This is a genomic window from Bradyrhizobium sp. USDA3010 (genome assembly GCF_056429065.1).
This window is the reverse complement of sequence record NZ_JBWJZD010000002.1, coordinates 304,059-329,396: the sequence shown is the minus strand read 5'-3', so window position 1 is coordinate 329,396 and position 25,338 is coordinate 304,059. Positions and strand designations below refer to the sequence as shown.

Annotated in this window: 22 protein-coding genes; 14 read left to right on the top strand and 8 right to left on the bottom strand. The window is 65.6% G+C overall.

Annotated elements, in window-relative coordinates; all coding sequences use genetic code 11:
• Positions 1-3: 3 nt before the first annotated feature.
• From AC066Y_RS04605 to nadC, 6 genes are all read left to right on the top strand, one after another.
• Entirely contained in the window at positions 4-1,284 is a 1,281-nt protein-coding gene (locus AC066Y_RS04605; protein ID WP_420964254.1) for an O-acetylhomoserine aminocarboxypropyltransferase, read from the top strand.
• Positions 1,285-1,442: 158 nt separating this feature from the next.
• On the top strand, positions 1,443-1,847 hold the full coding sequence (locus AC066Y_RS04600; RefSeq protein ID WP_478272846.1) for a hypothetical protein: 405 nt from the start codon (positions 1,443-1,445) through the stop codon (positions 1,845-1,847).
• A 14-nt stretch (positions 1,848-1,861) separates the two neighbouring features.
• Positions 1,862-2,821, top strand: a complete 960-nt coding sequence (locus tag AC066Y_RS04595; protein ID WP_478272845.1) for an NUDIX hydrolase — start codon at positions 1,862-1,864, stop codon at positions 2,819-2,821.
• Between the two features lie 54 nt (positions 2,822-2,875).
• A complete protein-coding gene (nadA, locus tag AC066Y_RS04590) occupies positions 2,876-3,862 on the top strand; it encodes a quinolinate synthase NadA (protein WP_478272844.1) in 987 nt (328 codons plus the stop codon).
• A complete protein-coding gene (locus AC066Y_RS04585) occupies positions 3,859-5,409 on the top strand; it encodes an L-aspartate oxidase (protein ID WP_478272843.1) in 1,551 nt (516 codons plus the stop codon). The genes nadA and AC066Y_RS04585 overlap by 4 nt, the downstream gene beginning before the upstream one ends.
• Positions 5,406-6,257, top strand: a complete 852-nt coding sequence (gene nadC / locus AC066Y_RS04580) for a carboxylating nicotinate-nucleotide diphosphorylase (RefSeq protein ID WP_478272842.1) — start codon at positions 5,406-5,408, stop codon at positions 6,255-6,257. Before AC066Y_RS04585 ends, nadC begins: the two co-directional genes overlap by 4 nt.
• A gap of 4 nt (positions 6,258-6,261) precedes the next feature.
• On the opposite strand, the gene AC066Y_RS04575 is transcribed toward nadC, so the two are convergent.
• Positions 6,262-7,347, bottom strand: coding sequence for a COX15/CtaA family protein (locus tag AC066Y_RS04575; RefSeq protein ID WP_478272841.1), 1,086 nt, complete (start codon positions 7,345-7,347; stop codon positions 6,262-6,264).
• A gap of 191 nt (positions 7,348-7,538) precedes the next feature.
• Here AC066Y_RS04575 and AC066Y_RS04570 point away from each other — a divergent pair, with 191 nt between their 5' ends.
• Positions 7,539-7,748: a DUF2842 domain-containing protein gene (locus AC066Y_RS04570; protein WP_050400909.1), complete on the top strand. Its 210-nt coding sequence runs from the start codon at positions 7,539-7,541 to the stop codon at positions 7,746-7,748.
• Here AC066Y_RS04570 and AC066Y_RS04565 read toward each other — a convergent pair.
• Complete coding sequence (locus AC066Y_RS04565; protein ID WP_478272840.1) at positions 7,745-8,809, bottom strand: polysaccharide deacetylase family protein; 1,065 nt, start codon at positions 8,807-8,809, stop codon at positions 7,745-7,747. The two genes, AC066Y_RS04570 and AC066Y_RS04565, sit on opposite strands and share 4 nt — an antisense overlap.
• A gap of 132 nt (positions 8,810-8,941) precedes the next feature.
• On the opposite strand from AC066Y_RS04565, the gene AC066Y_RS04560 reads away from it, so the two are divergent.
• The gene (locus tag AC066Y_RS04560; protein ID WP_478272839.1) at positions 8,942-10,135 is read left to right on the top strand and encodes a GNAT family N-acetyltransferase; all 1,194 of its coding nucleotides are present in this window, start codon (positions 8,942-8,944) and stop codon (positions 10,133-10,135) included.
• A gap of 3 nt (positions 10,136-10,138) precedes the next feature.
• Here AC066Y_RS04560 and AC066Y_RS04555 read toward each other — a convergent pair whose 3' ends face one another.
• Positions 10,139-11,077: a LysR family transcriptional regulator gene (locus AC066Y_RS04555; protein WP_478272838.1), complete on the bottom strand. Its 939-nt coding sequence runs from the start codon at positions 11,075-11,077 to the stop codon at positions 10,139-10,141.
• Positions 11,078-11,400: 323 nt separating this feature from the next.
• Here AC066Y_RS04555 and AC066Y_RS04550 point away from each other — a divergent pair, with 323 nt between their 5' ends.
• Positions 11,401-12,738, top strand: a complete 1,338-nt coding sequence (locus AC066Y_RS04550) for an MFS transporter (protein WP_478272837.1) — start codon at positions 11,401-11,403, stop codon at positions 12,736-12,738.
• 84 nt (positions 12,739-12,822) lie between these two features.
• Here AC066Y_RS04550 and AC066Y_RS04545 read toward each other — a convergent pair whose 3' ends face one another.
• The gene (locus tag AC066Y_RS04545) at positions 12,823-15,159 is read right to left on the bottom strand and encodes a GumC family protein (RefSeq protein ID WP_478272836.1); all 2,337 of its coding nucleotides are present in this window, start codon (positions 15,157-15,159) and stop codon (positions 12,823-12,825) included.
• A 175-nt stretch (positions 15,160-15,334) separates the two neighbouring features.
• On the opposite strand from AC066Y_RS04545, the gene AC066Y_RS04540 reads away from it, so the two are divergent.
• The 4 genes from AC066Y_RS04540 to AC066Y_RS04525 all read left to right on the top strand — a co-directional run bounded on the left by AC066Y_RS04540 (position 15,335) and on the right by AC066Y_RS04525 (position 20,160).
• Positions 15,335-15,967, top strand: coding sequence for a polysaccharide biosynthesis/export family protein (locus tag AC066Y_RS04540; RefSeq protein WP_478272835.1), 633 nt, complete (start codon positions 15,335-15,337; stop codon positions 15,965-15,967).
• A gap of 3 nt (positions 15,968-15,970) precedes the next feature.
• Positions 15,971-17,110: a glycosyltransferase family 4 protein gene (locus tag AC066Y_RS04535; protein WP_478272834.1), complete on the top strand. Its 1,140-nt coding sequence runs from the start codon at positions 15,971-15,973 to the stop codon at positions 17,108-17,110.
• Between the two features lie 115 nt (positions 17,111-17,225).
• Complete coding sequence (locus AC066Y_RS04530; protein ID WP_478272833.1) at positions 17,226-18,761, top strand: undecaprenyl-phosphate glucose phosphotransferase; 1,536 nt, start codon at positions 17,226-17,228, stop codon at positions 18,759-18,761.
• Between the two features lie 130 nt (positions 18,762-18,891).
• Complete coding sequence (locus tag AC066Y_RS04525; protein ID WP_478272832.1) at positions 18,892-20,160, top strand: O-antigen ligase family protein; 1,269 nt, start codon at positions 18,892-18,894, stop codon at positions 20,158-20,160.
• Here the strand turns inward: AC066Y_RS04525 and AC066Y_RS04520 are convergent.
• Positions 20,132-20,605 (bottom strand): MarR family transcriptional regulator, encoded by a 474-nt coding sequence (locus tag AC066Y_RS04520; protein WP_456656640.1) that lies wholly within the window; start codon positions 20,603-20,605, stop codon positions 20,132-20,134. The genes AC066Y_RS04525 and AC066Y_RS04520 overlap by 29 nt on opposite strands.
• Before the next feature lie 148 nt (positions 20,606-20,753).
• Between AC066Y_RS04520 and AC066Y_RS04515 the strand changes: the two genes are divergently transcribed.
• Positions 20,754-21,953, top strand: coding sequence for an FAD-dependent oxidoreductase (locus AC066Y_RS04515; RefSeq protein ID WP_478272831.1), 1,200 nt, complete (start codon positions 20,754-20,756; stop codon positions 21,951-21,953).
• Positions 21,954-22,084: 131 nt separating this feature from the next.
• Here AC066Y_RS04515 and AC066Y_RS04510 read toward each other — a convergent pair whose 3' ends face one another.
• The 3 genes from AC066Y_RS04510 to AC066Y_RS04500 all read right to left on the bottom strand — a co-directional run bounded on the left by AC066Y_RS04510 (position 22,085) and on the right by AC066Y_RS04500 (position 25,013).
• Positions 22,085-23,260 carry a saccharopine dehydrogenase family protein gene (locus tag AC066Y_RS04510; protein WP_478272830.1) on the bottom strand — a complete coding sequence of 392 codons (1,176 nt, stop codon included), beginning with the start codon at positions 23,258-23,260 and terminating at the stop codon, positions 22,085-22,087.
• A gap of 80 nt (positions 23,261-23,340) precedes the next feature.
• Positions 23,341-24,126 carry a DUF169 domain-containing protein gene (locus AC066Y_RS04505; RefSeq protein WP_478272829.1) on the bottom strand — a complete coding sequence of 262 codons (786 nt, stop codon included), beginning with the start codon at positions 24,124-24,126 and terminating at the stop codon, positions 23,341-23,343.
• A gap of 92 nt (positions 24,127-24,218) precedes the next feature.
• Positions 24,219-25,013, bottom strand: coding sequence for a YdcF family protein (locus AC066Y_RS04500; RefSeq protein WP_478272828.1), 795 nt, complete (start codon positions 25,011-25,013; stop codon positions 24,219-24,221).
• Positions 25,014-25,338: the final 325 nt, after the last annotated feature.

Genomic DNA, 25,338 nt, shown 5'->3' with positions numbered 1-25,338 from the left:
AGAATGACCGATCGCCTTCCGGGATTTTCCACCCTCGCCGTGCACGCCGGCGCACAGCCTGATCCCACCACCGGCGCGCGGGCGACGCCGATCTACCAGACCACGTCATTCGTCTTCAACGATGCCGACCATGCGGCTTCGCTGTTCGGCCTGCAGGCTTTCGGCAATATCTATACCCGCATCGGCAACCCGACCAACGCGGTGCTCGAGGAACGCGTCGCAGCGCTCGAGGGCGGCACGGCAGCGCTGGCGGTCGCCTCCGGCCACGCCGCGCAGCTCGTGGTGTTGCAACAACTGCTCCGGCCCGGCGACGAAATCATCGCAGCGCGAAAACTCTATGGCGGCTCGATCAACCAGTTCACCCACGCCTTCAAGGCGTTCGGCTGGAACGTGGCCTGGGCCGATCCCGACGAGATCGAAAGCTTCGAGCGCGCGGTGACGCCACACACCAAGGCGATCTTCATCGAATCGATCGCCAACCCCGCCGGCAGCATCACCGACATCGAGGCGATCGCGGCCGTCGCGCGCAAGGCCGGCGTGCCGCTGATCGTCGACAACACGCTGGCTTCGCCCTATCTGATCAAGCCGATCGACCATGGCGCCGACATCGTCGTGCACTCTCTGACCAAGTTCCTCGGCGGTCACGGCAACTCGCTCGGCGGCATCATCGTCGACGCCGGCACCTTCGACTGGTCGAAGGACAACAAATATCCGATGCTGAGCGAGCCGCGCCCGGAATATCACGGCATCCGGATCCAGGAGACCTTTGGCAATTTCGCCTTCGCGATCGCCTGCCGCGTGCTCGGCCTGCGCGACCTCGGCCCCGCGCTGTCGCCGTTCAACGCCTTCATGATCCTGACCGGCATCGAGACGCTGCCGTTGCGCATGCAGAAGCACTGCGACAATGCCAAGGCGGTGGCGGAATTCCTCTCCACCCACCCGGCCGTGTCGGCCGTGAACTACGCCGGCCTGCCCGGCGACAGGTACAACGCCCTGCAGCGCAAATACGCGCCGAAGGGCGCCGGCGCGGTGTTCACCTTCAGCCTCAAGGGCGGCTACGACGCGGGCGTCAATCTGGTGTCGAACCTGAGGCTGTTCTCGCACCTCGCCAATGTCGGCGACACCCGCTCGCTGGTGATCCACCCGGCCTCCACCACCCACAGCCAGCTCGACGACGCCGCCAAGGTGAAGTCCGGCGCAGCGCCCGAGGTGGTGCGGCTATCGATCGGCATCGAGGACAAGGAAGACCTGATCGCCGATCTCGACCAGGCCCTGCGCGCCTGATCCCGACGTTGGTTCCGGAGCGGTGCGCCCAGCGTCGCTCCGGCAATCTTGCCCGAAACGACCGTCTCGTTAACGCTTAATGCCGACGGGTCTCTCGTTAACGCTCAATCCGGCATAAAGTGGCAGTGATAGGCTCCGGATGATTCGGGAGACCATTGATGCTGCGCTGGATATTGCCGCTCGCGATCGCGCTGTTTGCGATTTCGCCCGCTGACGCCGCCGACGGCCCTGTCGTCACCAAACGCGCCACCGTGAAGGCTGCGCGCCAGCTGCCGGCCGGCCTGCCGCGCCGGCACTACGCCTACCGCACCACCATCACACAGCCGACCTATGTGCGGCGCGGACGCCAGCTCGTGGTCGTCGAGCCCGAAGTGATCCCGCTCAACGCAGAGCCGTATATCCCGTTCGTGCCGGGCGAACCGCTGCTGCCGGGGTCATCGTCGCTGCCGGGCTATTACGGCAACTGGCATTCCTACAACTATTTCGGCCCGTATTACGGCGGCGCCTATGTCGACTATTGGGATCGCCTGCCCTACGCCTGCGGCGTCTACGGCTACTGCTAGCCCGGAACGCGCGCGTGGCCAGATCGCCGCAGAAGAAAACCAGCGCACCGGCTTCGGGCAACGCGGTGACCGCCGACCTCGTGGCGGTGCTGGTCGCCGTGACCGACGGCACGCCGAAGATCATGACCATCGCCGGCGGCTCCGCGCTGCCGAGCGGCCCGTTCGAGTTCACCCACCGCTCGCTGCAGACCGCGCTGCGGGCGTGGGTCGAGGCCCAGACCGGCCATCCGCTTGGCTACGTCGAGCAGCTCTACACCTTTGCCGACCGCGGCCGGTCCGGCGACGCCAAGACGCCGCATAGCGTCTCGATCAGCTATCTCGGCCTGACCCGCGAAGACCAGGTCGGCGAAGGCTTCGAGGCGCATTGGTCCGGCTGGTACGACTATTTCCCCTGGGAGGATCACCGCGCCGGCACGCCGGCCTGCCTGGCGAAGATGATCGCGCCGAAGCTGAAGACGTGGGCGAAGGCGGCACCGTCACCAACGCTGCAGCGCGAGCGCTGGCAGCGCTGTGCGATCACGTTCGGTCTCGAAGATCGCGGCTGGAACGAAGAGCTCGTGTTGCAACGCTACGAGCTGCTGTACGAGGCGTTGCTGATCCCGGAAGCCGGACGCGCGCATGACCGCGAGGCGCCAATCGTGCCGGGCAAGCCGATGACGGCGGATCATCGCCGCATTCTCGCGACCGGAATCGCGCGGCTGCGCGCCAAGATCAAATACCGTCCGGTGGTATTCGAATTGATGCCGGCCGCGTTCACCCTGCTGCAACTGCAACGCAGTGTTGAGGCACTCGCAGGCCGGCTGGTCCACAAGCAGAACTTCCGCCGGCTCATGGAGCAGCAGGAACTCGTTGAAGAGACTGGCGCAATGGCCGGCGATACCGTCGGACGGCCGGCCAAGCTGTTCCGCTTCCGCCATGCCGTCTTGGCCGAACGGGCCGTCGTCGGCACCAAGCTTCCGCTTTCGCGCACTTGACACGCCTTATGCTCAGGATAAGTATAAGCCATCTTATGCTCAAGGAGAGTATAAATGGTTGCACTCGATACCGATCTGCTCACCCGCACCGCGCCGATCTATGAGCGCGTCAAGCGCGTCATCCCGCCGTTCGAATGGGCCACTTTCGCCGAGGACGTCGATGCTATCCTCGACCTGAAGCGCCGCCGCAACGCGGTGGTGCTGGCACACAACTACCAGACGCCGGAGATCTTCCACGGCGTCGCCGATATCGTCGGCGACAGCCTCTTGCTCGCGCGTGAAGCGACCAAGGTCGACGCCGATGTCATCGTGCTCGCGGGCGTGCACTTCATGGCAGAGACGGCGAAGCTCTTGAACCCGGCCAAGACCGTGTTGATCCCCGACCTCAAGGCCGGTTGCTCGCTGGCGGATTCCATCACGGCACAGGACGTGCGGCTGATGCGCGCGCGCTATCCGGACGCGCCTGTTATCGCCTATGTCAACACATCGACCGCGGTGAAGGCGGAGTCCGATATCTGCTGCACGTCAGGCAATGCGCTCAGGATCGTGGAATCGCTCGGCACCGAGCGCGTCATCATGCTGCCCGATGAATATCTGGCACAGAACATCGCCAAGCAGACCAGCAAGAAGATCATCGCCTGGAAAGGCCACTGCGAGGTGCACGAGCTGTTCACCGCCGACGACGTGCGCCAGCTGCGTGAAAATTATCCCGACGTCACCATCCTGGCGCATCCGGAATGCCCGCCCGAGGTGGTCGCCGAAGCGGACTTTTCGGGGTCGACGGCAGCGATGCAGTCGTTCGTCGAGACCAAACGTCCGCCGCGCGTCGTGCTGCTGACGGAATGTTCGATGAGCGACAACATCGCGGCCCGCAATCCCGATGTCGACTTCGTCCGGCCCTGCAATCTCTGTCCGCACATGAAGCGGATCACGCTGAAGAACATCCGCCACGCGCTGGAGACCAATCAGCACGAGGTCACGATCGACCCCGCGATCGCCGATCGCGCGCGCAGGAGCGTCGAAAGGATGCTGGCGATATGAGTACCGATATCTCCGATCTCAACGGCCGCCCCGTCATCATCGGCGGCGGCGCCGCCGGGCTGATGACCGCGCTGCAACTCGCGCCCGAGCCGGTCGTGCTGCTGTCGAAATCGCCACTCGGCGCGGAAGCCTCCAGCATGTGGGCGCAGGGTGGCCTGGCCGCACCGGTCGGCGCGGATGACACCCCTGCTCTCCATCTCGCCGACACGCTTGCGGCCGGCGCCGGCCTCTGTGATGCGGCCGCAGCATCGCGGATCGTCCATGCCGCGCCTGCCGCCGTGGAGCATCTGGCCGAGCTCGGCGTCGCCTTCGACCGGCGCGCCGACGGCAGCTGGCGTCTCGGGCTCGAGGCCGCGCACGGCCGCAACCGCATCGTGCACGCCGCCGGCGACGGCACCGGCCGCGAGATCATGCGCGCGCTGATCGCCGCGGTCCGCCGGACGCCATCGATCACCTTGCTGGAAGGCGTCGAGGCGCGGCGGCTGCTGGTCGAGGACAATGCAGTCAGGGGCGTGCTCGCAGCCAGCGACCGCGGCGCGCTGACGATCGCGACCAACCGCGTCGTGATCGCGACCGGCGGCATCGGCGGGCTGTTTTCAGACAGCACCAATCCGGGCGGATGTTTCGGCCAGGGGCTCGCGCTCGCGGCCCATGCCGGCGCAAAACTGTCGGATCTCGAATTCGTCCAGTTTCATCCGACCGCCTTCGATGGGCCGTCACGGCCGATGCCGCTGTTGACCGAGGCGATCCGTGGCGACGGCGCGACCCTGATCGACGAGACCGGCCAGCGCTTCATGGCCGATCAGCCCGGCGCCGAGCTTGCGCCACGCGACATCGTCGCGCGCGCCGTCTGGCACCATCGCGCCGCAGGACACCGCACCTTCCTCGATGCGCGCCAGCATCCGGGCGCGGACTTCGCGCAGCGCTATCCCGTGATCAGCGCGTTCTGCAAGATGGCCGGCATCGATCCCGCCACGGATCCGATCCCGATCCGGCCGGCGGTGCACTACCACATGGGCGGCATCGCGGTTGACGGCCATGGCCGCAGCACGGTGCAGGGCCTGTGGGCCTGCGGCGAGGCCGCGCGCACCGGGCTGCACGGCGCCAACCGGCTCGCCAGCAACTCGCTGATGGAAGCGATCGTCTGCGCGCGCTGGGTCGCCGAGAGCATCGAAGGCGTCAGCGCAGGTCCACGCGCGATGCTGAGCGACGAGGTCATGTCGCCCGCCGCCGATCCTTCCGCCGTGCGTCCGATCCTCACCCAGGGACTCGGCGTGCTGCGCGACCGCGACGGCATCGCACGCGCGATTAGCCGCCTCTATCCGCTCGCGCGCAGTCCGAGTGCGGCATCCGACGCAGCATTGGTCGGCTTGATGATCGCGGTTGCCGCAATCAGGCGTGAGGAAAGCCGCGGCGGTCATTTCCGCACCGATTTTCCGCACACCGCTTTATCGGCGGCGCCGTCTTCCCTCACCCGTGACGAGGCGCTCGCCGCCGCGCACGACATCGTTGAATCCAAGCTACCAGCCAGGAGTGCCCGCTCATGACCCTCAATCCCCTGTTGCCGCTGCTGTATGAGCCGATCGTGCAAACCGCCTTGCGCGAGGATCTCGGCCGCGCCGGCGATATCACGGCGGACGCCATCGTGCCCGTCAGCCAGCAGGCCCGGCTGGTGATGCGGGCGCGGCAGCCCGGCGTGATCGCCGGGCTCGACATCGCACGGTCAGCCTTCCAGACAGTGTCGCCGGCGATCGAGCTGCGCGCCGAGCGGCCCGACGGCAGCGCGGTCGAACCCGACCAGGTGATCGCGATCATCGACGGTCCGGCGCGCAGCCTGCTCACCGCGGAGCGCACCGCGCTCAACTTTCTCTGCCATCTGAGCGGCGTCGCGACCGCCACCGCCACGCTCGTCAAGGCTGTCGCTGGCACGCGCGCGCAGATCGTCTGCACCCGCAAGACCACGCCCGGACTGCGTGCGCTGGAGAAATATGCGGTGCGCGCCGGCGGCGGCGGCAATCACCGTTTTGGGCTCGACGACGCCGTGCTGATCAAGGACAACCACATCGCGCTCGCCGGCGGCATCCGCACCGCGATCGAACGTGCCAAGGCCAATACCGGTCATCTCGTGAAGATCGAAGTCGAGGTCGACACACTGGCGCAGCTTGAAGAGGCGCTGGCACTCGGCGTCGACGCGGTGCTGCTCGACAACATGACGACCGAACAGCTCAGCCAGGCGGTGGCGATGGCGCGCGGCAAGGCGCTCACCGAAGCCTCCGGCCGCATCACGGCTGCGACCGCCGCGGCGATCGCCGCCACCGGCGTTGATTTGATCTCGGTCGGCTGGGTGACCCACAGCTCGGCCGCGCTCGATATCGGGCTCGACTATCTGTCCTGACGGACTAAAGCGACTGGCCGACCGGAACGAGGGTCGGCTGGTCGCGCTCAGTCCGCCGCGCCGCGAAGCGCTCGGCCTGCAGCACCGCCAATGTCAGCACGACGATCGCGACCGCCTGGTGCGTCAGCGCCAGGTCGATCGGCACCTGATGCAGCAGCGTCAGGATGCCGAGCGTCGCTTGCAGCGTGATCGCCGCCACCAGCCACCAGGCGCCCGCTATCACCGCACTTCCGGCGCGCGCACGCACCGCATCGATCGCATGCGCGATCGCCAGCGCGAACAGCAGGTAGGCAGTCATGCGATGCTCGAACTGCACCGTCAGCGTGTTGTCGAACAGGTTGCGCCACCACGGCGTCTCGAACCAGAGACGGTCGGCCGACGGAATCAAGCCGCCGTCGATCTCAGGCCAGGTGTTGTAGACCCGCCCCGCGCGCAGGCCCGCGACCAGCGCGCCGAAATAGAGCTGCACGAAGGTCAGCACGAGCAGCACGGCGCTGGTGATCTTCAGCCTGAGCGGCGCGATCACGGACGGACGGTCCGTCAAGCGCCGCAGCGTCCAGACGATCGCCGCGAAGATCAGGAGCGCCAGCACCAGATGCGTCGCCAGTCGATACTGCGACACCTCGACGCGCTCCGAGAGGCCGGACGCCACCATCCACCAGCCGACGCCGCCCTGCAGCGCGCCGAGGCCGAAGATCACCCACAGCCGCCGGCCGAGCTCGCCGCTCACCGCGCCGCGCCACAGGAAATACAGGAACGGCAGCAGATAGGCGGCGCCGATCACCCGGCCGAGCAGCCGGTGGCTCCACTCCCACCAGAAGATCGTCTTGAATTGCTCGAGCGTCATCCCGGCGTTGAGCTCGCGATATTGCGGGATGGTCTTGTAGCCCTCGAAGGCCTTCGTCCACTGCACCTCGGTCAGCGGCGGCAGCGCGCCGGTCACCGGCTTCCATTCGACGATCGACAGGCCGGACTCGGTGAGCCGCGTGGCGCCGCCGACCAAAACCATCAGCGCGATCAGGGCGGCGACAGCGATCAGCCAGACCCTGACGGCGCGGAGCTGCGATGGATTTGCGGAAATACCGGCCATTTCGCCCTGACTTGATTGGATTTTCGAGCCCCTTATAGTCCGGCGTATCAGCCGCGCAAGCGCCGCCCGGAGCCTCGTTCGGATCAATCCGGAACGAAGCTCCAGAATCTTGTTTTGACGCGTTTTCTTAACGCGAACCGGTGTCCGCTTCGCTCGAAAACGCTCTGGATCACGAGTCATACATATCCGCCATGGCCATACGCACCCGCAAATTGCTCGGAACCATCGCCCTGCTCATCCTGGTCGTGGTGTGGTCGCTGCTTGGCATGACGGTCGCCCAAACCCCCTGGCTCGCCAATTCGGGGCTGCTGCAGGCGATCTTCTACGTCGTCGCGGGGCTCGGCTGGGTGCTGCCGGCAATGCCGATCGTCTCCTGGATGTCGCGGCCCGACCGCGCCTAGGTCCCGCCCTCGTCGCGCGCATGCCGCGTCGGCCGCACCGGCGCGAACATCACGCCCGAGAGCAGCACGCGCATCATCCGCAGCGATCGCACGCGGCCGTCCCATGCGATGCGCGGCAGTGCGTGAAGGTTGGTGCGCCCCTGCGCCTCGACCACACCTGAGATGGTCGACACCGCGCTGGCGAAGCCGGCCTCCTCGGCCATCACGACATGCGGACGGCGGAACGCGTCGCGGTCCCCGAAGGGGAATGCGAAATGCTTGATCGGCCGCCGCAGCGCACTCTCGGCAACCGCCTTTCCCATCGCCATCTCGCGCTGCGCGGCCGCATCCTTCAGGCTCGACAGCGCCGGATAATTCACGGTCGCGCTACCGAATGTCACGTTCGGATCAGCCGCAAGCTTCGCCAGATCATTCCAGTCGAGCGACGCGCCGCGTGACAATTGCGCCGCATCGGCCGAATAGCGCCGGCCGAGATCGTTCACCGCATAGGACAGATCAGGCGGCGACAGCTTGCGCAGCCAGCCGGACAGGAAATCGAACAGTTCGTATTTGTCCGACAGGCTCGAGACCACGAAATGCCGCTCCCTGCCGTCGATCATCAGGCTGATGCGGCTCTCGCGCGCGATGATGTCCTCGAGCACCAGCCACCACGCCGTGCCCACGCCGTCCGGGAAAGCCGTCGGCAGATAGAGGGTGAAGGGGACGCCATGTCTGGCGAGCACGGGATAGCCATGCGTGACGATGTCCCTGGTCGCACCATCGAAGCTCAGGCAAACAAAGCGGCGGCGCTCCGGCAGGGTCACCGCGCGGCGGCAGGCCTCTTCGATCCCGACGATGTCGTACTTCCAGCGCTTCAGCGCGCGGATGCTGCGATCGAGGAATGCCGGCGTGATCTCCTGGGATTTCAGCGGCTGGAACCGGCCCCGGCGCGCAGGACGGACGCGCGCGAAGCGCAGGATCACCCCGGCGCCCCCGGCCTCGTGTTCCCGCAGCCTGAAGGCGCCGCTGAAATAGGCGAACTCCATCCGGGCCCGCCGCAAAATCCCGTTGTCCGGCGCCAAGATCCCCGCCTCTGCCCGGCGGTTCCCACACCCCGCCGCGGCATTGTTATTACTCTTTGTTGACATTTCCCTGCGAAGGTCGGCCGCAGCCGAGACCTGTAAATTAATACCTTAAAAAATTTGGGCTCCGAAATGATCATGGCGGCGGCAGTTGAAGGCCAGACGGCGGGGACGCAACCATGGCCGAACGCAATCCGCGTTGCCGGCGTCGACATCTTTCATGACCTCACTGCGGCCGAGGCGACCTGGCGCAGTCTCGAGACACCGCGACACAGCTACACGCCCTATCAGCGCTTCGATTTCCTCGCCCACTGGCAGCGCCAGGTCGGCGAGCGCGAGGGCCTGCGGCCCTTCATCGTCGTCGCCCATGACAGCGAACGCCGTCCGCTGCTGCTGTTGCCGCTCGCCGTCGAGCAGCGCCTCGGCGCGAGCTGCGCGGGCTTCATGGGCGGCAAGCATGCGACCTTCAACATGGCGCTGTACGACAAGGACTTCGCCGCCAACGCAACCGAGGCCGACATCACGGCCCTGACCGGATCAATCGCCGAGCGGTCTCGCGTCGACGCGCTCGTGCTGTGTCAGCAGCCGCTGCGCTGGCAGGACCAGCCCAATCCGCTGGCGTTGCTGCCGCACCAGGCTGCGGTGAACGATTGCCCGCTGCTGGTGATCGAGCCCGGCGCAGCCCCCGCGGCGCTGATCAGCAACTCGTTTCGCCGCCGCCTCAAGGGCAAGGAGCGCAAGCTGCAGGCGCTGCCCGGCTACCGCTACCATGTCGCGAGCGCCAGCGCCGACGTCTGCCGCCTGCTCGACTGGTTCTTCCGCGTCAAGCCACAGCGCATGGCCGCGCAGAAACTGCCCGACGTGTTCGCCGAGCCCGGCGTCGAGCAGTTCATTCGCAGCGCCTGCCTCGCGCCGCGCGCCGACGGCAAGGGCTACGCGATCGACATCCACGCGCTGGAGTGCGACGAGGAAGTGATCGCGATCTTCGCCGGCGTCTCCGACGGTCATCGGTTCTCGATGATGTTCAACACCTACACGATGTCGGCGAATTCCAAGTTCAGCCCCGGCCTGATCCTGATGCGCGACATCATCGATCGCCATGCCGGCCTGAACTACCGCGCCTTCGACCTCGGCATCGGCTCGGACGAGTACAAGCGGCTGTTCTGCAAGGACGACGAAGCGATCGTCGACAGCTTCATTCCGCTCAGCCTGCGCGGCAAGCCGGCGGCAAGCGCGCTGTCGGCCATCAGCCGCGCCAAGCGCGCCGTGAAGCAAAATCCGGCGCTGTTCGAGATCGCGCAGAACCTGCGCAGCATGTTCCGCTGAGCCTCAGCTCGCCGCTTCACCCTGCTCTGCGTCGCCACTCGGTACGCCGAGCCGCCTCATCGCGTCGAACAGCAGCGCCGCGGCAGGTGACAGCGCACGCTTGCGCAGCTTGATCAGGCCATAATTCTCCAACAGGAGCCGGTCGCGAAGACGCAGCATCCTGAACCGTTGCGGGTCGACCAGATCGAACACCAGCATGGGAACCGGCACGATCGCGTCGATGCCGGCGGCGATTCCAACCGAGGCAAAGAACGACTCGGTGTTGATGACCCGGCGCGGCGGCGTCACGCCGCGGCTCATGAACAGCCTCTCGAGCGCCTGGCGCATGAAGGATTCCCGCGGCTGGCAAATCCACTGCTGGTCGGCCATGTCCTCCAGCTCGACGGTCTCGCGGCCGGCCAATGGATGCTCGGCACGAACCAGCAGCACCGCCTCTTCTGCGCCGATCTCATAATAGTCGAATTGCCGGGGGTCGATGCCGGCCGGAATCCTGGCGACGACGAAGTCGAACTCGAGCGCGAGCAGACGCGTGATCAATGGCGGGCTGGTGCTGACATCGAGCGAGATGTTCACCCGGTTCAGCTTCTCGCCGAGATACTGGATCACGTCGACAACCAGGTCGATGCTGGGCTTGGCGACTGTTCCGACGGAGACGGTGCCGAGCTCGCCGGACTTGTAGCCCGCGAACTCGTCGGTGACCTGGTCGAGATCGGCAAGCACGCTCTTGCCGCCGCGAATCAGGATCGAGCCATAGGCGGTGGGCTCGACGCCGCGCGCCGTCCGCTCAAACAGGGGAACCCGCGCCAGCGCCTCGATTTCGGCGAGCATCTTCGATGCCGCAGACTGGGTGATGTTCAACCGCTCGGCCGCCAGCTGCAGCTTGCGCTCATTGTCGAGAGCGACCAGCAGGCGCAGCTGGCGCAATTTCAGGTTATTGATCACGGCCTGCTACCATCCTGCCCGGCAAGGGCCTCTTCGTTCCGATTAGATCGGAACGGGGCTCCAGATTCTGTCCTGACGCGTCTTCTTTACGCGAACCGGTGTCCACTTCGCTGGAAAACACTCTGGGGTTCCCGCGCTTATACCGCGGTGCATCATGACAGTTTCGCCGTGGCTCCATTCCCAAATGCCATTAGTCACGCGGCTCTCGATTACACAACAATGAATGCAATACTTGCAAGGGCAAGGCGACGGACCGCTGTGGCTGACGAAGATGCCGCCCGGACAGCGCGATCACCGTGCGCCGAATCGAAAAACCGGAAGGGATGGGAACGATGAGTGACGATGTCGAGAAGCGCGCAATCGGAAAGATGATGCGGCGGCTGATTCCGTTCCTCATCCTGTGTTACTTCGTGGCCTATCTCGATCGCGTCAATGTCGGCTTCGCCAAGCTGCACATGAATACAGCGCTTGGCCTCAGCGAGGCCGCCTACGGCCTCGGTGCGGGCCTGTTCTTCGTCGGCTACTTCTTCTTCGAAGTGCCTTCCAACATTCTTCTGGAACGGTTTGGCGCGCGGCGCTGGATCGCCCGCATCATGATCAGCTGGGGCATCGTCTCGGCGGCATTTGCGTTCATCCCGCAGATGTCCGCGGCGACCGGAATCTCGAGCGAGTGGGTGTTCTACTGCCTGCGGCTCCTGCTCGGCGCCTGCGAGGCCGGTTTCTTCCCCGGCATCATTTTCTATCTGACGCTCTGGTTCCCTTCGGTGTATCGCGCGCGCGTCATCAGCCTGTTCATGCTCGCGATCCCGATCTCGAGCATCATCGGGGCGCCGATCTCGGGTCTGCTGCTCAACCTGTCGGGGTTCAACCTGCACGGCTGGCAGTGGCTGTTCATCTGCGAGGCGCTGCCGTCGGTCCTGGTCGGCTTCGGCGTGCTCGCCTTCCTGCCCGACTTCCCACGTCAGGCGAGCTGGCTGCATCCCGACGAGATCAAATGGATCCAGACCACGCTCGAACGCGAGCGGCAGCAAACCGAGGCCGTGGAGCACATTTCCGTGTTGCAGTCGCTGACCGATTCGCGGGTTCTTGCCTGTGCCTTCGTTTATTTCTGCCTCAATGCGGCGAGCTACGGTGTCGCGTTCTTCCTGCCCACCATCATCAAGGCATTTGGCGTCACCGACACCCAGACCGGCCTGATCGCGGCCCTGCCCTTCGTGTTCGGCGCGGTCGGCATGGTGCTGCTAGGCCGCCATTCCGACAAGACCGGCGAGCGGCGATACCATGTCGCCGGAGCGCTGACGCTCGCAGCCGTCGGCATCGGCCTCGCCGGTCTGGTCTCGAGCCCGTTCTTGATCATCGGCCTGCTCTGCCTCGCGCAAATCGGCGTGTCGGCGGTGCCGCCGATGTTCTGGCCGATGCCGGCCAGCATCCTCACCGGCGCCTCGGCCGCGGCGGGCATTGCCGCGATCAACTCGCTCGGCAATCTGTCGGGCTTCGCCGGTCCCTTCGCCGTCGGCTACCTGAAGGACCTGACCGGCAGCTTCACCGCAGGGCTGCTGCTCCTCGCCGTGATGGGACTGATCGGCGCGCTGGTCACGATCAGGCTGCGGATCGATCCCGTGCTCGAACGCGCCGCGCGCGCGCCGGTGATGGCGCACTGAGGCGTCATCTGGAAGCGAGAGGCGCTCTTCGAAGAGAAGCGCGATGATGTCTCAAACTGAGCTCATCGCGCCCTGGAGGTCCGGTCAGGCCGCCACCACCCGCGGGCCCGTCACGACCGTTTCCGACGGCGCGCAGGGCTTGCTCAGCATCGTCACTTCGGAGAAGCCGACGGCCCTGAGCTGATCGACCATCGAGCGGCGGGCTTCCTGCGCCATGCCGGCGTCGGGCACGACGACAGCTTGCGCCTTTGCGGCCAGCAGCTCGGCCGGCAGGTCGACGGCCGTGCCGGCGTCGAGCAGCACGTGGTCGTAGACCCGGAGCAGCGCGTCGATCGCAAGCGACAGCCGCGGCGATTGCAGATGCGAGCGATCGAAGCCCGGACGCCCGGCGCTGACGATCTGAACCCGCGACTGCCGATCCTTGGTGATGATCTGTGCGAACGTCGCGTCGCCCTGCATCAATTCGGCAAGGCCGGGCGCGCCGGGATCGACCGTGGCCGCCGTCAGCGCCGGCGAGGACGCGACGAGATCGACCACCACGACCTTGGCCTGACGCGCCATCAGACGGGCCAGCGTCAGCGCGGTCAGCGTGACGCTCTCGGCGGCAGCCGGGCCAAGCACCGTGACCTTGTGGGCGGCGGGACCGGCCGCGACCAGACGCTCGGCCAGCTCATCGATCTCGTTGGCCGTCCGGGCGGGCGCAGGCTGCGGCTCGCTGACGACCGGCTCATATGCGACTGCGGGGTCGGGCCTCAGATCAGGCTCGGGCGACAGGCTGGGCGCGAGCGGCGACGCGAGCTCAGGTTCAGGCGGCAGCGTCAGTGCCGGCTCGTCGACAGTTGCGGTCTCCATGACCGGCTCGCGGCGCCGGATCACTGCGGCGGCCGGCGCGAAGGCACGGCCAACCGCGCCGGGCGCGGAGATGCGCAGCAGTTCGCCGGTGATGATGATGCCGGCCGACAGCAGCAGCGTCGCCAGCGTCGCGATCAGCACGATCGGCAGCTTCTTCGGATAGGCCGGCGTGTTCGAGACCGTGGCGCGCGAGATGATGCGGCCGTCGGTCGGCGCGGCCTCGATGTTCTCGCGTGCGGTCGCCTCGCGATATTTGGCAAGATAGGCTTCCAGCAGATCGCGCTGCGCCTTGGCTTCACGCTCGAATCCGCGCAGCTGGACGTCCTGACTGTTGCTCGACGACGCCTGCTTCTTCGATTGATCCAGGCCCACTTGCAGCGCCTGGACGCGGCCATCGGCGACGCGGGCGTCGTTGTCGAGCGAGCGCGAAATCTTGCCGGCTTCCTCGCGCAGTTGGCGGTCGAGGTCGGCGATCTGCGCCTTCAATTCCTTGATGCGCGGATGGTTGTCGAGCAGCGTCGACGACTGCTCGGCGAGCTGTGCGCGCAGCGTGCCGCGCTGTTCGGCGAGCCGGCGGATCAGCTCGGAATTGAGCACTTCCGTAGCCTCGATCGGCTTGCCGCCCTGAAGCATCTCGCGGATCAGGCGCGCCTTGGTCTCGGCATCCGCCTTCAGCGCGCGGGCATTGTTGAGCTGCGTATTCAGCTCGCCCATCTGCTGGTTCGACAGCGGGATGTTGTTGGTGCCGACGAACAGGCTCGACTTGGAGCGGAATTCCTCGACCCGCGAATCCGCTTCCGCGACCTTGCTGCGCAGCTTGTCGATCTCGCCCAGCAGCCAGGTGCTGGCGGACTTGGCCTGGTCCTGCCGCGCCGCCTGCTGCAGCACCAGATAGCCGTCGGCAATCGAGTTGGCGACGCGCGCCGCAAGCTCGGGATCCTCCGACTGGAATTCGATCACCATGACGCGCGACTTGTCGACCGCATAGGCCTGGAAGCGCTCGTAAAAGGAATCGAGCACCCGCTCTTCCGGCGTCAGGCTGAACGGGTCACGGCCGATGCCGAACAGCGCCAGCAGCGACTTCAGCGGGGAAAAGCCCCGCAGCACCGGATCGAACTCGGGGCGCTCGGCGAGCTTGTTCTTCTTGATGATGTCGCGGGCGAGATCGCGCGACAGCAGCAGTTGCACTTGGCTGGTCACGGCCTCGGCGTCGAGCGAGGTGCGCTCGAGGTCGCGCTCGCCGTTCGGGCGCAGGAAGGCGTTCTCGCGATTGTCGATCAGGATTCGGGCTTCCGACTTGTAGCGCGGCGTCACGACGTTGACGGCGGCAAGCGACACCGCAAACACGAGCACGGTCGGCACGATGATCCAGCTTCGCTTGCGCGCCAGCGCACGCCCGAGCACATGCAGATCGAGATCTGTCGCCTCCGCCGGAGGCGCCGGCCTGTCAGGAGCTGATATCGGCGAAGCCGGCCTCGCAACGGCTTCGGCGGCAACGGGCGCAGACTTCGGCAATGCCCGTTGCACCGCGGCCTTTTCCTTGCCTCTACGCCAGAATGCAAAACGCATAACCAACTCCCGCGGACACCGCGATTCCATCTCAATGGCCGCGATTACAGTCCATTAAGGTTGCTGCTGGGTTAATCGGCGCGGTTGACGGATGCGGCGGCCACCACCGTTCCGTCATCGTTTGTTAACCATGAGTGCCGTTAATCGACGCCGATATTGTTGCGGGATTCCTCACATGCGCGATCTGCGCGCTCCCCTCGTTTGTCTGATTGCTGCGCTCGCGCTGTCGGGCTGCATGGGCCGGACGTCGCCGGTTGCCGGCGACCCGGCCCTCGATTCGATGGCGTATGTGCAGCCGGCCTTTGCCACGCCGATGGCCGTGGCCTACGCCGAGCCCGCGCCGACGCGCGAGGCTTACAATCTCGGCCCCGGCGACAAGCTTCGCATCGTGGTCTATGGCCAGGAAGGCCTGACCAATTCCTACGCGATCGATGCGGCCGGCGCGATCACGATGCCGCTGATCGGCTCGGTGCCGGCGCGCGGCCGCACCCCTGCCGGGCTCGCCGCCGAGATCACGGCACGGCTGCGCAACGGCTTTATCCGCGAGCCTTCGGTGGCGGTCGAGATCGAATCCTACCGCCCGTTCTTCATCCTCGGCGAAGTCCAGGCCCCCGGCCAGTACCCCTATTTACCCAACATGACGGTCGAGAGCGCGGTGGCGATCGCCGGCGGCTTCTCGCCGCGCGCCCAGCGCGACCAGGTCACCCTCACCCATACCGATGCATCGGGCGCCGGCCGCTTTGTCGTTCCCTTGGGTACGCCGATCGGGCCCGGCGACACCGTCTTCGTCGGCGAACGCTGGTTCTGATCGATGGCACAGGATCAAAAAGAGGAACCGCTGCTTCGCATCCTGCATGTCGTCCGCGCCCCGGTCGGCGGCATCATCCGTCACATCCTCGATGTCGCCAACGGCCAGATCGAACGCGGTCACCATGTCGGCATCGTTGCCGACAGCCTGACCGGCGGCACACGGGCTGATGCGGTCCTCGCCGAGATCGAGCCGCGCCTCAAGCTCGGGGTCCACCGGGTGGCGATACGCCGCGAGCCACGCTTCGCCGACTTCATGGTCTGGGCGCATATCGCCGGCATGATCCGGAAATTGAAACCCGATGTCGTACATGGTCATGGCGCCAAGGCCGGCGCCTATGTCCGGCTGCGGCGGCGCTCGAACAAGGTGATCCGGGTCTACACGCCGCACGGCGGCTCGCTGCACTATCCGCTCGACACCTGGAAGGGCCGCTTCTACAGCCAGCTCGAGCGCACGCTGATGAACAGCACCGACCTGTTCCTGTTCGAGAGCGCGTTTGCCCGCGACACCTATCAGCGCACCGTGGGCAAGCCCTCAGGCCTTGTCCGCTGCGTCTTCAACGGCGTCACATCGGAGGAATTCGAACCGGTCGCCAAGGCCGACGACGCCTCCGACGTGGCCTATGTCGGCGAATTCCGGCGCATCAAGGGTGCCGATCTCCTGATCGACGCGGTCGCCAAGCTGCGCGCCGACGGCAAGCCGGTGACGCTGACGCTCGGCGGCGACGGCGAGGAGTTCGAACGGCTCAAGGAGCAGGTGAAGCGGCTGTCGCTCGGCGACGCCGTCCGTTTCATCGGCCACGTCAAGGCGCGCTACGGCTTCTCGAAGGGCAGCGTTCTCGTGGTTCCGTCACGGGGCGATTCGATGCCTTATGTGGTGATCGAGGCCGGCGCTGCGGGAATTCCGATGATCGCCGCCAATGTCGGCGGCATCCCGGAGATCTTCGATACCCACACCGACGCGCTGTTCGCGCCCAGCAACGCCGGCGCGATGGCCGACGCCATCAAGGCCGCGCTCGACAATCCCGCCGCGACCGCGGCGCGCGCCGAGCAACTGCGCAAACGGATTTCCGAACATTTCTCGCAGAGTGCGATGGTCGAGGGCGTGCTGGCCGGCTATCGCGACGCATTTGCCAAACATTAACCATTTCTTGCACACGTAACCGTTTCTTCCGATTTGTCCCCTTAACTCGCGTCCGGGGGAATTTCACTGCTGCGCGCGGATGCTCATCTGCAAGCACAGGAATGGACGTGGACTCGTGGAACCGTTTAACGCACGCTCGATGCTGGATGCCGCTGCGTCTGCGACGGCCGCTCAGCCGCAGGTCGAACGCCGCCGCCGCCTGTCGCCGGCCGCGCTCACCGTTACCAATCAGAAAGTTCGCAGCGCCTACTCGCCAGTCGTGATCACCGGCGTGGTTCGCCTCGCCGATTTCGTGCTGCTCAGCCTGGTCGGCGTCGGGCTCTATTTTGCCTATGTCAGGCCGCTCGCCATCCATTGGGGATATATCGCATCGATCCTCGGCATGTCGGCTGCGGCGGTGGTCTGCTTCCAGGCAGCGGACATCTACCAGGTGCAGATATTCCGCGGCCAGCTCCGCCAGATGACGCGGATGATCTCGTCATGGGCCGTCGTGTTCCTGCTGTTCATCGGCGTCTCCTTCCTGGCCAAGCTCGGCGGCGAGGTGTCGCGGGTCTGGCTGTCGTCGTTCTTCTGTGTCGGCCTCGCGGTGCTGATCGCCGAGCGGCTGGCGCTGCGCTCGATCGTGCGCGCCTGGGCGCATGACGGCCGGCTCGACCGCCGCACCATCATCGTCGGCGCCGACCAGAACGGCGAGAAGCTGATCGAGGCGCTGAACGCCGACGACGACACGGATATCCACGTGCTCGGCGTGTTCGACGACCGCAATGACGCCCGCGCGATGGACACCTGTGCCGGCTCACCGAAGCTCGGCAAGGTCGACGACATCGTCGAGTTCGCCCGCCGCACCCGCGTCGACCTCGTGCTGTTCGCGCTGCCGATCTCGGCGGAGACCCGCATCCTGGAAATGCTGAAGAAGCTCTGGGTGCTGCCGGTCGACATCCGCCTGTCGGCCCATACCAACAAGCTGCGCTTCCGCCCCCGCTCCTATTCCTATGTCGGCAAGGTGCCGACGCTCGACGTGTTCGAGGCGCCGATCACCGACTGGGATCTGGTGTTGAAATGGCTGTTCGACCGCGTGGTCGGCGGCCTGGCCCTGCTTGCGGCACTGCCGGTGCTCGGACTGGTGGCGCTTGCGGTGAAGCTCGACAGCCCCGGCCCGGTGCTGTTCCGCCAGAAGCGCTTCGGCTTCAACAATGAGCGGATCGACGTCTACAAGTTCCGCTCGCTCTACCATCACCAGGCTGATCCAACCGCCTCCAAGGTGGTGACCAAGAACGATCCGCGCGTCACCCGCGTCGGCCGCTTCATCCGCAAGAGCTCGCTCGACGAATTACCGCAGCTGTTCAATGTGGTGCTGAAGGGCAATCTCTCGCTGGTCGGCCCGCGTCCGCACGCCGTGCAGAGCAAGCTGGAAAACCGCCTGTTCGACGAGGCCGTCGACGGTTACTTCGCCCGTCACCGCGTCAAGCCCGGCATCACCGGCTGGGCGCAGATCAACGGCTGGCGCGGCGAGGTCGACACCGACGAGAAGATCCAGAAGCGCGTCGAATACGACCTCTATTACATCGAGAACTGGTCGGTGCTGTTCGATCTCTACATCCTGCTCAAGACCCCGTTCTCGCTGCTGACCAAGAGCGAGAACGCGTACTGAGATCGACTATCGTCATTGCGAGGAGCGAAGCGACGAAGCAATCCATGCCGCAATTCGGGGATAGGTGGATTGCTTCGCTCCGCTCGCACTGACGGAACCAAGATTTTGTATCGAGTTGCGTGAGTATCCGATGGCCTATGCGGCGACAGCCGGGACGTCCCATTCGCCGACAACGGCGCCGTCAGGCGTACTGGCGCTGCAGCGGGCGCTGGTGTGGCTCGCCGGCGCGTCGATCGCCATCGTATTCATCGAGCCGAGCCCGTATGAACTCGTCACGCTGACCGCCTGCGTGCTGTTCTTTGGTACCGGCCTGCGCATGCAGCTCGTGTTCATGCCGCTGCTGTTCGCGCTGATCGTGCTCAATGTCGGCTACAGCATCGGCGCGGTACCGTTCCTCGACAAGCCGGAGGTGGTGAACTGGGTCCTCACCTCCTGGTACATGGCCGTCACCGTCATCTTCTTCGCGATGGTGATGTCGGAGGATACCGAAGCGCGGCTCGACATGCTGCGCCGCGGCCTGATCGTCGGCGCGATGATCGCCTCGCTTGCGGGCATCGCCGGCTACTTTCATCTGGTGCCCGGCGGCTATGATCTGCTGACGCTGTATGACCGCGCCCGCGGCACCTTCAAGGACCCGAACGTGCTCGGCGCGTTCCTGATCCTGCCGGCGCTGTTCACGCTGCAAAGCGTGGTCACCGACCGCTTCGGCAAGGCGTTCCGCAACGCGATCGCCTTCGGCATCATCTCGCTTGCGATCCTGCTGTCGTTCTCCCGCGCCGCCTGGGGTGGCCTGCTGGTCACCGCGGCCTTCATGCTGGCGCTGATGGTGTTCACCAGCCGCTCGCAGGCGCAGCGCTCGCGCATCATCGTGATGACCCTGATCGCCGCGGTCCTGGCCGTTGCGCTGGTCGCGGTGCTGCTCTCGATCGGCTCGGTCGCCGACATGTTCAAGCAGCGCGCGAGCTTCGACCAGAGTTACGACGAAGGCCGCTTCGGCCGGTTCGGCCGCCACATCCTCGGCGCCCAGATGGCACTCGAATTGCCGTTCGGAATCGGTCCGCTGCAATTCCACACCTACTTCCCCGAGGACACCCACAACTCCTTCCTCAACGCCTTCATGTCGGGCGGCTGGATCTCGGGCATCTGTTATCCGGCGCTGGTGTTCGTCAGCGCGATCATCGGCTTCCGCTACGTCTACAAGCGGGTGCCGTGGCAGCGCGACTATCTCGCGATCTTCTCGGCATTCCTCGGCATCGTCGGCGAGAGCTTCATCATCGATACCGACCATTGGCGGCACTTCTGGCTGATGCTCGGCACGATGTGGGGCATGTACGCGGCGACCGAGCGCACCCGCGCGACACCGGCCGAGGTCAGCGACGAGACTTCGGCGGCAGCTTGAGCTCGGCGCGCTGCTCCGGCGGCATGTCGATCACCGCCTTCAATGCGCCGGTCGCTTCCAGCACGCCCTTGTAGCCGTCATTGGCGAAGCGCAGCAGCAGCCGTAGTTCGTCGTCGGTGTAGCGGCTCCAGAGCTTGAGCATCGCCTCCTGCATCGGCACGTAGAACTTGCCGATCTCCGCCGCTTTTTCCTCCACCACCGAGATGAAGACCTTGCGGCGGTCGCTCTCGTCCCGCTCGCGGCGCACATAGCCCGCCTTCTCCAGGCGATCGACCACGCCGGTGATCGCGCCGGTGGTCAGCCCGGTGACTTCGGCAAGACGCCCCGCGGTCACGCGCCCTTCAAGGTGGAGGATGTCCATGCATTCCATGTCAGAATTGGAAATTCCGGCCATGTTTGCAACGGCTTGGCCGTACATCACGCCCTGCGCGGATGACCGGCGCATCGCCTCCTCGAGTTCCTGCATCAGCGCTGCGCGCGACTTCGCACTTGACAAAGCTGCTCCTTTATCTTACTCGCCTAATATCTTATTTTCTAAGATAATTAGCAACTGACCTTTCGTAGGTATCCCACACGGATGCATGGAGCAAGGCATGACCTCACGTCCCCGTAAAGCTCTGATCATCGGCGCCGGCATCGCAGGTCCGGTGACCGCGATGTTCCTGACCCGCGCCGGCATCGAGGCCGAGCTCTATGAAGCATGGCCCTACTCCACCGGGATCGGCGGGGGCTTGCAGATCGCGCCGAACGGCATGCATGTGCTGGCGGAGCTCGGCCTCGCTGACGAGCTGATCCGCAGCGGCTCGATCGCGGAGTCCTTCGATTTCTATTCGCAGGCCGGCAAGAAGCTCGGCTCGCTCAACCAGAACATGCAGCAGCGTTTCGGCCAGCCCGCGGTGAACATGTGCCGCGCGACCCTGAACGAGACGCTGATCGACAAGGCTTGGGCCTCCAACGTCTCGGTGTTCTTCGAGAAGAAGTTGGTGAAGATCGAGGATCGCGGCGACCAGCCGGTCATCGCCTATTTCAACGACGGCACCACTGCCGAGGGCGATTTCGTGATCGGCGCCGACGGCGTGCATTCCGCGGTGCGGCGGCACGTGATCCCGGATGGCCCGACGCCGTTCGACACCGGGCTGATCGGCTTCGGCGGCTTCGTGCCGCGGGCCATGTTCGAGTGCCTGCCGATCGGCCAGAAGGTGGAGACGACGTTCGGGCAAAGCGGCTTCTTCGGCTATGGCCTGTGCAGCCCCGATCCGGACACGGGTGGAATGTGGTGGAGCACCCAGCCCTCGCACGGCATGACCGCGGCCGCCTACCGGCTGCAGAGCCAGGACGCGATCAGGCAGCATCTGCGCGACTTCCACGCCGGCTGGCACGCGCCGATCCCCGATATCATCGAGGCCGCCGAGAACATCGTGGTGACCGATACGCTCGACGTCGCGACGTTGCCGACCTGGTCGCGCAAGCGCACGCTCCTGATCGGCGATGCCGCGCACGCGACCAGCCCGCATGCGGGCCAGGGCGCATCGCTCGCGCTGGAAGATGCGATGCGGCTCGGCATGCTGATGCGCGACGGCCAGGAACTCGGCATGACGTTCCAGGCGTTCGAGCGCGAGCGGCGCCCGCGCGCCGAGAAGATCGTGGCGATCGCCCGGCGCAACGGCAACAGCAAGCGCGAGTTCGGCCCGACCGGCGCCTGGCTGCGCGATCACATGCTGAAGCTGCTGCTGCCGGTGTCGTCCAAGGGTATGGATTTCATGTACGCCTATGATCCGCGCGCGGCGGCGTAGTCCCGGCTGTCATCACCCGCGAAAGCGGGTGATCCAGTATTCCAGAGGCGGTCATTATTGAGCCGACGGGCCGCGGCGTACTGGATCGCCCGGACGAGCCGGGCGATGACACCGGGGTAAGCGGCGAAAACCTACTTCTCGACCTCAAACGTCAGCCCGGCGTGATCGACCAGCCGCTTGATGAGCTTGCCCTGCATTGCCGCTCCCGGCGTCCAGAAGCCGGCGGCGACGTCGGGCGTATCCCGCAACAGGCAGATCGCGCATTCCGAGATCATCTTCGAGGTCGAGCCGTAGCCGGGATCGCGATCACCTTTGATGCCGGCGCGGACCATGCGGCCGTCGGGCGCGACCGCGAGATAAAGCAGATCGTAGCGGCCGTTCTCGCGCTCTTCCTTCGACGGCCCCTCGCCAGGCTTCGGCGCGCTCGGACCGGTCTTCTCCGCATTCAGCGCCATCACGCGCTTGGCAATCGCTTCGCCCTTCTCGCCCGGACCGGTCAGAACCATCTCGTCGTAGACGAACTCCTTGCCGTAGGGAAAGCCCATCAGCATGTTGGAGCGATGCACGTTGCGCGTGTTGATCAGCGCCATCATGAACGGCGCGGTCCATGAGTGCAGGTCGTCTTCATAGGCCGGCTTGCTGCCGCGTGGCTGCTTCGGGCCCTCGAAGCCCGGCGTCAATGCAAACGGGTTGTTGAGGATCGCGACCAGGCTCAAGTCCTTGGCGACCGCATCGAAGGTTGCCTTCGCGCTCGCGGCCGTGCCGCCGGACAGCGTGCCGCGCATGTCGCGCACGCGGCCCTTGACGCGCTGCGCCGGCGCACCGAACACCCGCTTGGCTTCCTCCTGGACGAAGAAGGCGCCGAGCTCGAACGGCACCGAGTCGAAGCCGCAGGAGAACACGATGCGCGCACCGCTGGCCTTTGCGGCCGCTTCGTGCTTGTCGATCATCTGCCGCATCCAGACCGGCTCGCCGCAGAGATCGAAATAGTCGGTGCCGCTTTCCACGCAGGCCGCGATCAACTCATTGCCATAGAGCTGATACGGACCGACCGTCGAGATCACAGACTTGGTCTGCGCCAGCATCGCCTTCAGCGATGCGGCATCACCGGCATCGGCGACGATCAGCGGCGTGTCGGCGGGCGCACCGATTGCGTCGCGAACCGAGGCGAGCTTGTCCTTGCTGCGCCCGGCCATTGCCCATTTCAGGCTGCCGTCGCGATAATGGGCCGCGAGATATTCGGCGACGAGCTGGCCGGTGAACCCGGTTGCGCCATAGACGACGATGTCGAGTTTCGACGAGGACATGGATCGGGCTCCCTGCGCAGCAAAATGGGCGCCCCTTTTGTCATCGCGGGCGCGGCGACGCAATCAGCTATTTCTTGCCGCTATTTCTTGGCATAGGACACGCCCATGCCGGCGCGGACGTCGGCCTGGATCCCATAGGGTGCGATCGGGTAGCGCAGCCCGTTCTTGGCGAGCTGCTTCATCCCCGCGATCGCCTTCACCAGATAGGCTGGCGGCAGCGCCATCAGCATCTCCTCGTCGGGCACGCCGCCATAGCGGCGCTCGGCAAAGCACGGCAGTGACAAGCTCGGCTCGCCGGTCTTCAGCGCCCGCCCCCAGGAATCCGCGCATGCGGTCTCACCGACCACGCCCCACTCGAACTTCTTGTAGCCGGTGTACTGCAGCCCGTTGATCAGGATGATCATCTGTCCCGGCGTCGCATAGACGAGGCAGATGTCGGGCGGATTGAGCCGTCCGCTGGTGAGCGGGCTCACCGCCATCGCCTGGTACTGACCGTAAGGCACCACGTCGAGCGCCTCCTGGCGCTTGCGCGCGTCTTCTGCCGTGCCATGCCAGACGCCGACATAGTTCTCGCCGGCCAGCCACTCCTCGTCCTGCGGGGCGAACCCGATCACCGCGCGGCATTGCGCGCCGACCAGATCATCGCCGGTAATGCCGACGGTCCAGCCGAGCCGCGAGGCCATGCTGACGATCTGGTCCGTGGTGTGCACCGCCGACGGCCGGCGGATTTTCGGGATCGCCTCCATCTCCTCGACGCGCGCGAACATCTTGATGCCGATGACCGTGGTCTTCAGCCGCAGCAGGTTGTTCAGGTCGGCCACGATCGCGGAGAGGTCGAACTGTTCCGGCGGTGTCTGCTGTTGCATGGCGAAAACTCCCGTGATCGGCGGCTTGGCGCCGCCTGTTCGTGTGATGTTAGCCGGATTGGCCGAGGGAAGCGACAAGCTCGTGGCCAACCTCAACGTGCGGCCGGTCCCGGCAGCAAATCGTCGGTCTTGCCCGCCAGATGATAGGCGACCAGCCCGATCCACTCCCGTGTGCCGAGATCGGTGCGCGACAGGCCGTCGATCGCGAGCGTCGCGAAGCTCACGACATTGCCGACGCGCCAGTCGACCGGATAGGCCTCGACATTGAATCCCGCCTTGCGGAACAGCCCGACCGACCTCGGCATGTGATAGGCCGACGTCACGAGCAGCCAGCGCTCACCCGGCTTGGGATCAACCAGCGCCTTGGAGAACTCGGCATTCTCCACCGTGTTGCGCGAGCGGCGCTCGATGGTCAATCGCGATTTGGCAATGCCGAGGCTCTCGAACATCTCGGCGGCGTAGTCGGCTTCGCGCGCGTCGTTCGAGATCAGGTTCGCGCTGCCGCCGGTGAACACGAGGCGCGCGTTCGGATATCTGCGCGCGAGCGCCGCCGCCGCGATGACGCGATCCGCCGCAGTGCGCACCACCGGCGTGTCATGCGCAACCGACAGATCGGCATCGATCGAGCCGCCGAGCACGATGATGCCGTCAGGCGCGCCGCGCGAGGTGTCCCATGGCGGGAAGCGCTGCTCCAGGGCGGCGATCAGCACATTGCCGAGCGGCGAGAAGCTGCAGATCGCGAGCAGCAGCGCTGACGCCACCATCAACCTGCGGCCGAGCCGAGCAAACCGCGTCAGCAGCAGAACGGCGCCGATCACGCCGATACCGATCAGGAAATTGATCGGCAGCAGCATGATGCCGAGCGTCTTGGAGAGCACAAAAAACAAGGGAAGCCTCTGCGAAGTTCTGCTACAGCGTCATACGCTGCCCGAAGTGCAATCAAAAGCCGTCACATGACCCATCATCAGATGACCGAGGATTTAATCCCTTAATTATTTTCAACTAAATCAATGGTTTAAATGGACCCTCTGCCGTCAACTATTCCCGCAAGCTAGGTCTAAGTTAGGTCTCGGACGTTCCCCGAAGGTTCGTCGTTTGTCGTTTTCCCAGAACGCGAGACTGATCGGAGATTTCATCGCGTACGCGCAAGGGCCCCGCGCAATCGCGCTAGGAGCGGGCTGGAGCGGCGTTCGGGGGACCGTGGGGGCGTGA

Excerpts from the sequence above, each read along its gene's own strand:
- AC066Y_RS04605 (WP_420964254.1), top strand. The coding sequence starts at position 4 with ATGACCGATCGCCTTCCGGGATTTTCCACCCTCGCCGTGCACGCCGGC.
- AC066Y_RS04600 (WP_478272846.1), top strand. The coding sequence starts at position 1,443 with ATGCTGCGCTGGATATTGCCGCTCGCGATCGCGCTGTTTGCGATTTCG.
- nadA (WP_478272844.1), top strand. The coding sequence starts at position 2,876 with ATGGTTGCACTCGATACCGATCTGCTCACCCGCACCGCGCCGATCTAT.
- AC066Y_RS04585 (WP_478272843.1), top strand. The coding sequence starts at position 3,859 with ATGAGTACCGATATCTCCGATCTCAACGGCCGCCCCGTCATCATCGGC.
- nadC (WP_478272842.1), top strand. The coding sequence starts at position 5,406 with ATGACCCTCAATCCCCTGTTGCCGCTGCTGTATGAGCCGATCGTGCAA.
- AC066Y_RS04575 (WP_478272841.1), bottom strand. The coding sequence starts at position 7,347 with ATGGCCGGTATTTCCGCAAATCCATCGCAGCTCCGCGCCGTCAGGGTC.
- AC066Y_RS04570 (WP_050400909.1), top strand. The coding sequence starts at position 7,539 with ATGGCCATACGCACCCGCAAATTGCTCGGAACCATCGCCCTGCTCATC.
- AC066Y_RS04560 (WP_478272839.1), top strand. The coding sequence starts at position 8,942 with ATGATCATGGCGGCGGCAGTTGAAGGCCAGACGGCGGGGACGCAACCA.
- AC066Y_RS04550 (WP_478272837.1), top strand. The coding sequence starts at position 11,401 with ATGGGAACGATGAGTGACGATGTCGAGAAGCGCGCAATCGGAAAGATG.
- AC066Y_RS04545 (WP_478272836.1), bottom strand. The coding sequence starts at position 15,159 with ATGCGTTTTGCATTCTGGCGTAGAGGCAAGGAAAAGGCCGCGGTGCAA.
- AC066Y_RS04540 (WP_478272835.1), top strand. The coding sequence starts at position 15,335 with ATGCGCGATCTGCGCGCTCCCCTCGTTTGTCTGATTGCTGCGCTCGCG.
- AC066Y_RS04535 (WP_478272834.1), top strand. The coding sequence starts at position 15,971 with ATGGCACAGGATCAAAAAGAGGAACCGCTGCTTCGCATCCTGCATGTC.
- AC066Y_RS04525 (WP_478272832.1), top strand. The coding sequence starts at position 18,892 with ATGGCCTATGCGGCGACAGCCGGGACGTCCCATTCGCCGACAACGGCG.
- AC066Y_RS04520 (WP_456656640.1), bottom strand. The coding sequence starts at position 20,605 with ATGCGCCGGTCATCCGCGCAGGGCGTGATGTACGGCCAAGCCGTTGCA.
- AC066Y_RS04515 (WP_478272831.1), top strand. The coding sequence starts at position 20,754 with ATGACCTCACGTCCCCGTAAAGCTCTGATCATCGGCGCCGGCATCGCA.
- AC066Y_RS04510 (WP_478272830.1), bottom strand. The coding sequence starts at position 23,260 with ATGTCCTCGTCGAAACTCGACATCGTCGTCTATGGCGCAACCGGGTTC.
- AC066Y_RS04505 (WP_478272829.1), bottom strand. The coding sequence starts at position 24,126 with ATGCAACAGCAGACACCGCCGGAACAGTTCGACCTCTCCGCGATCGTG.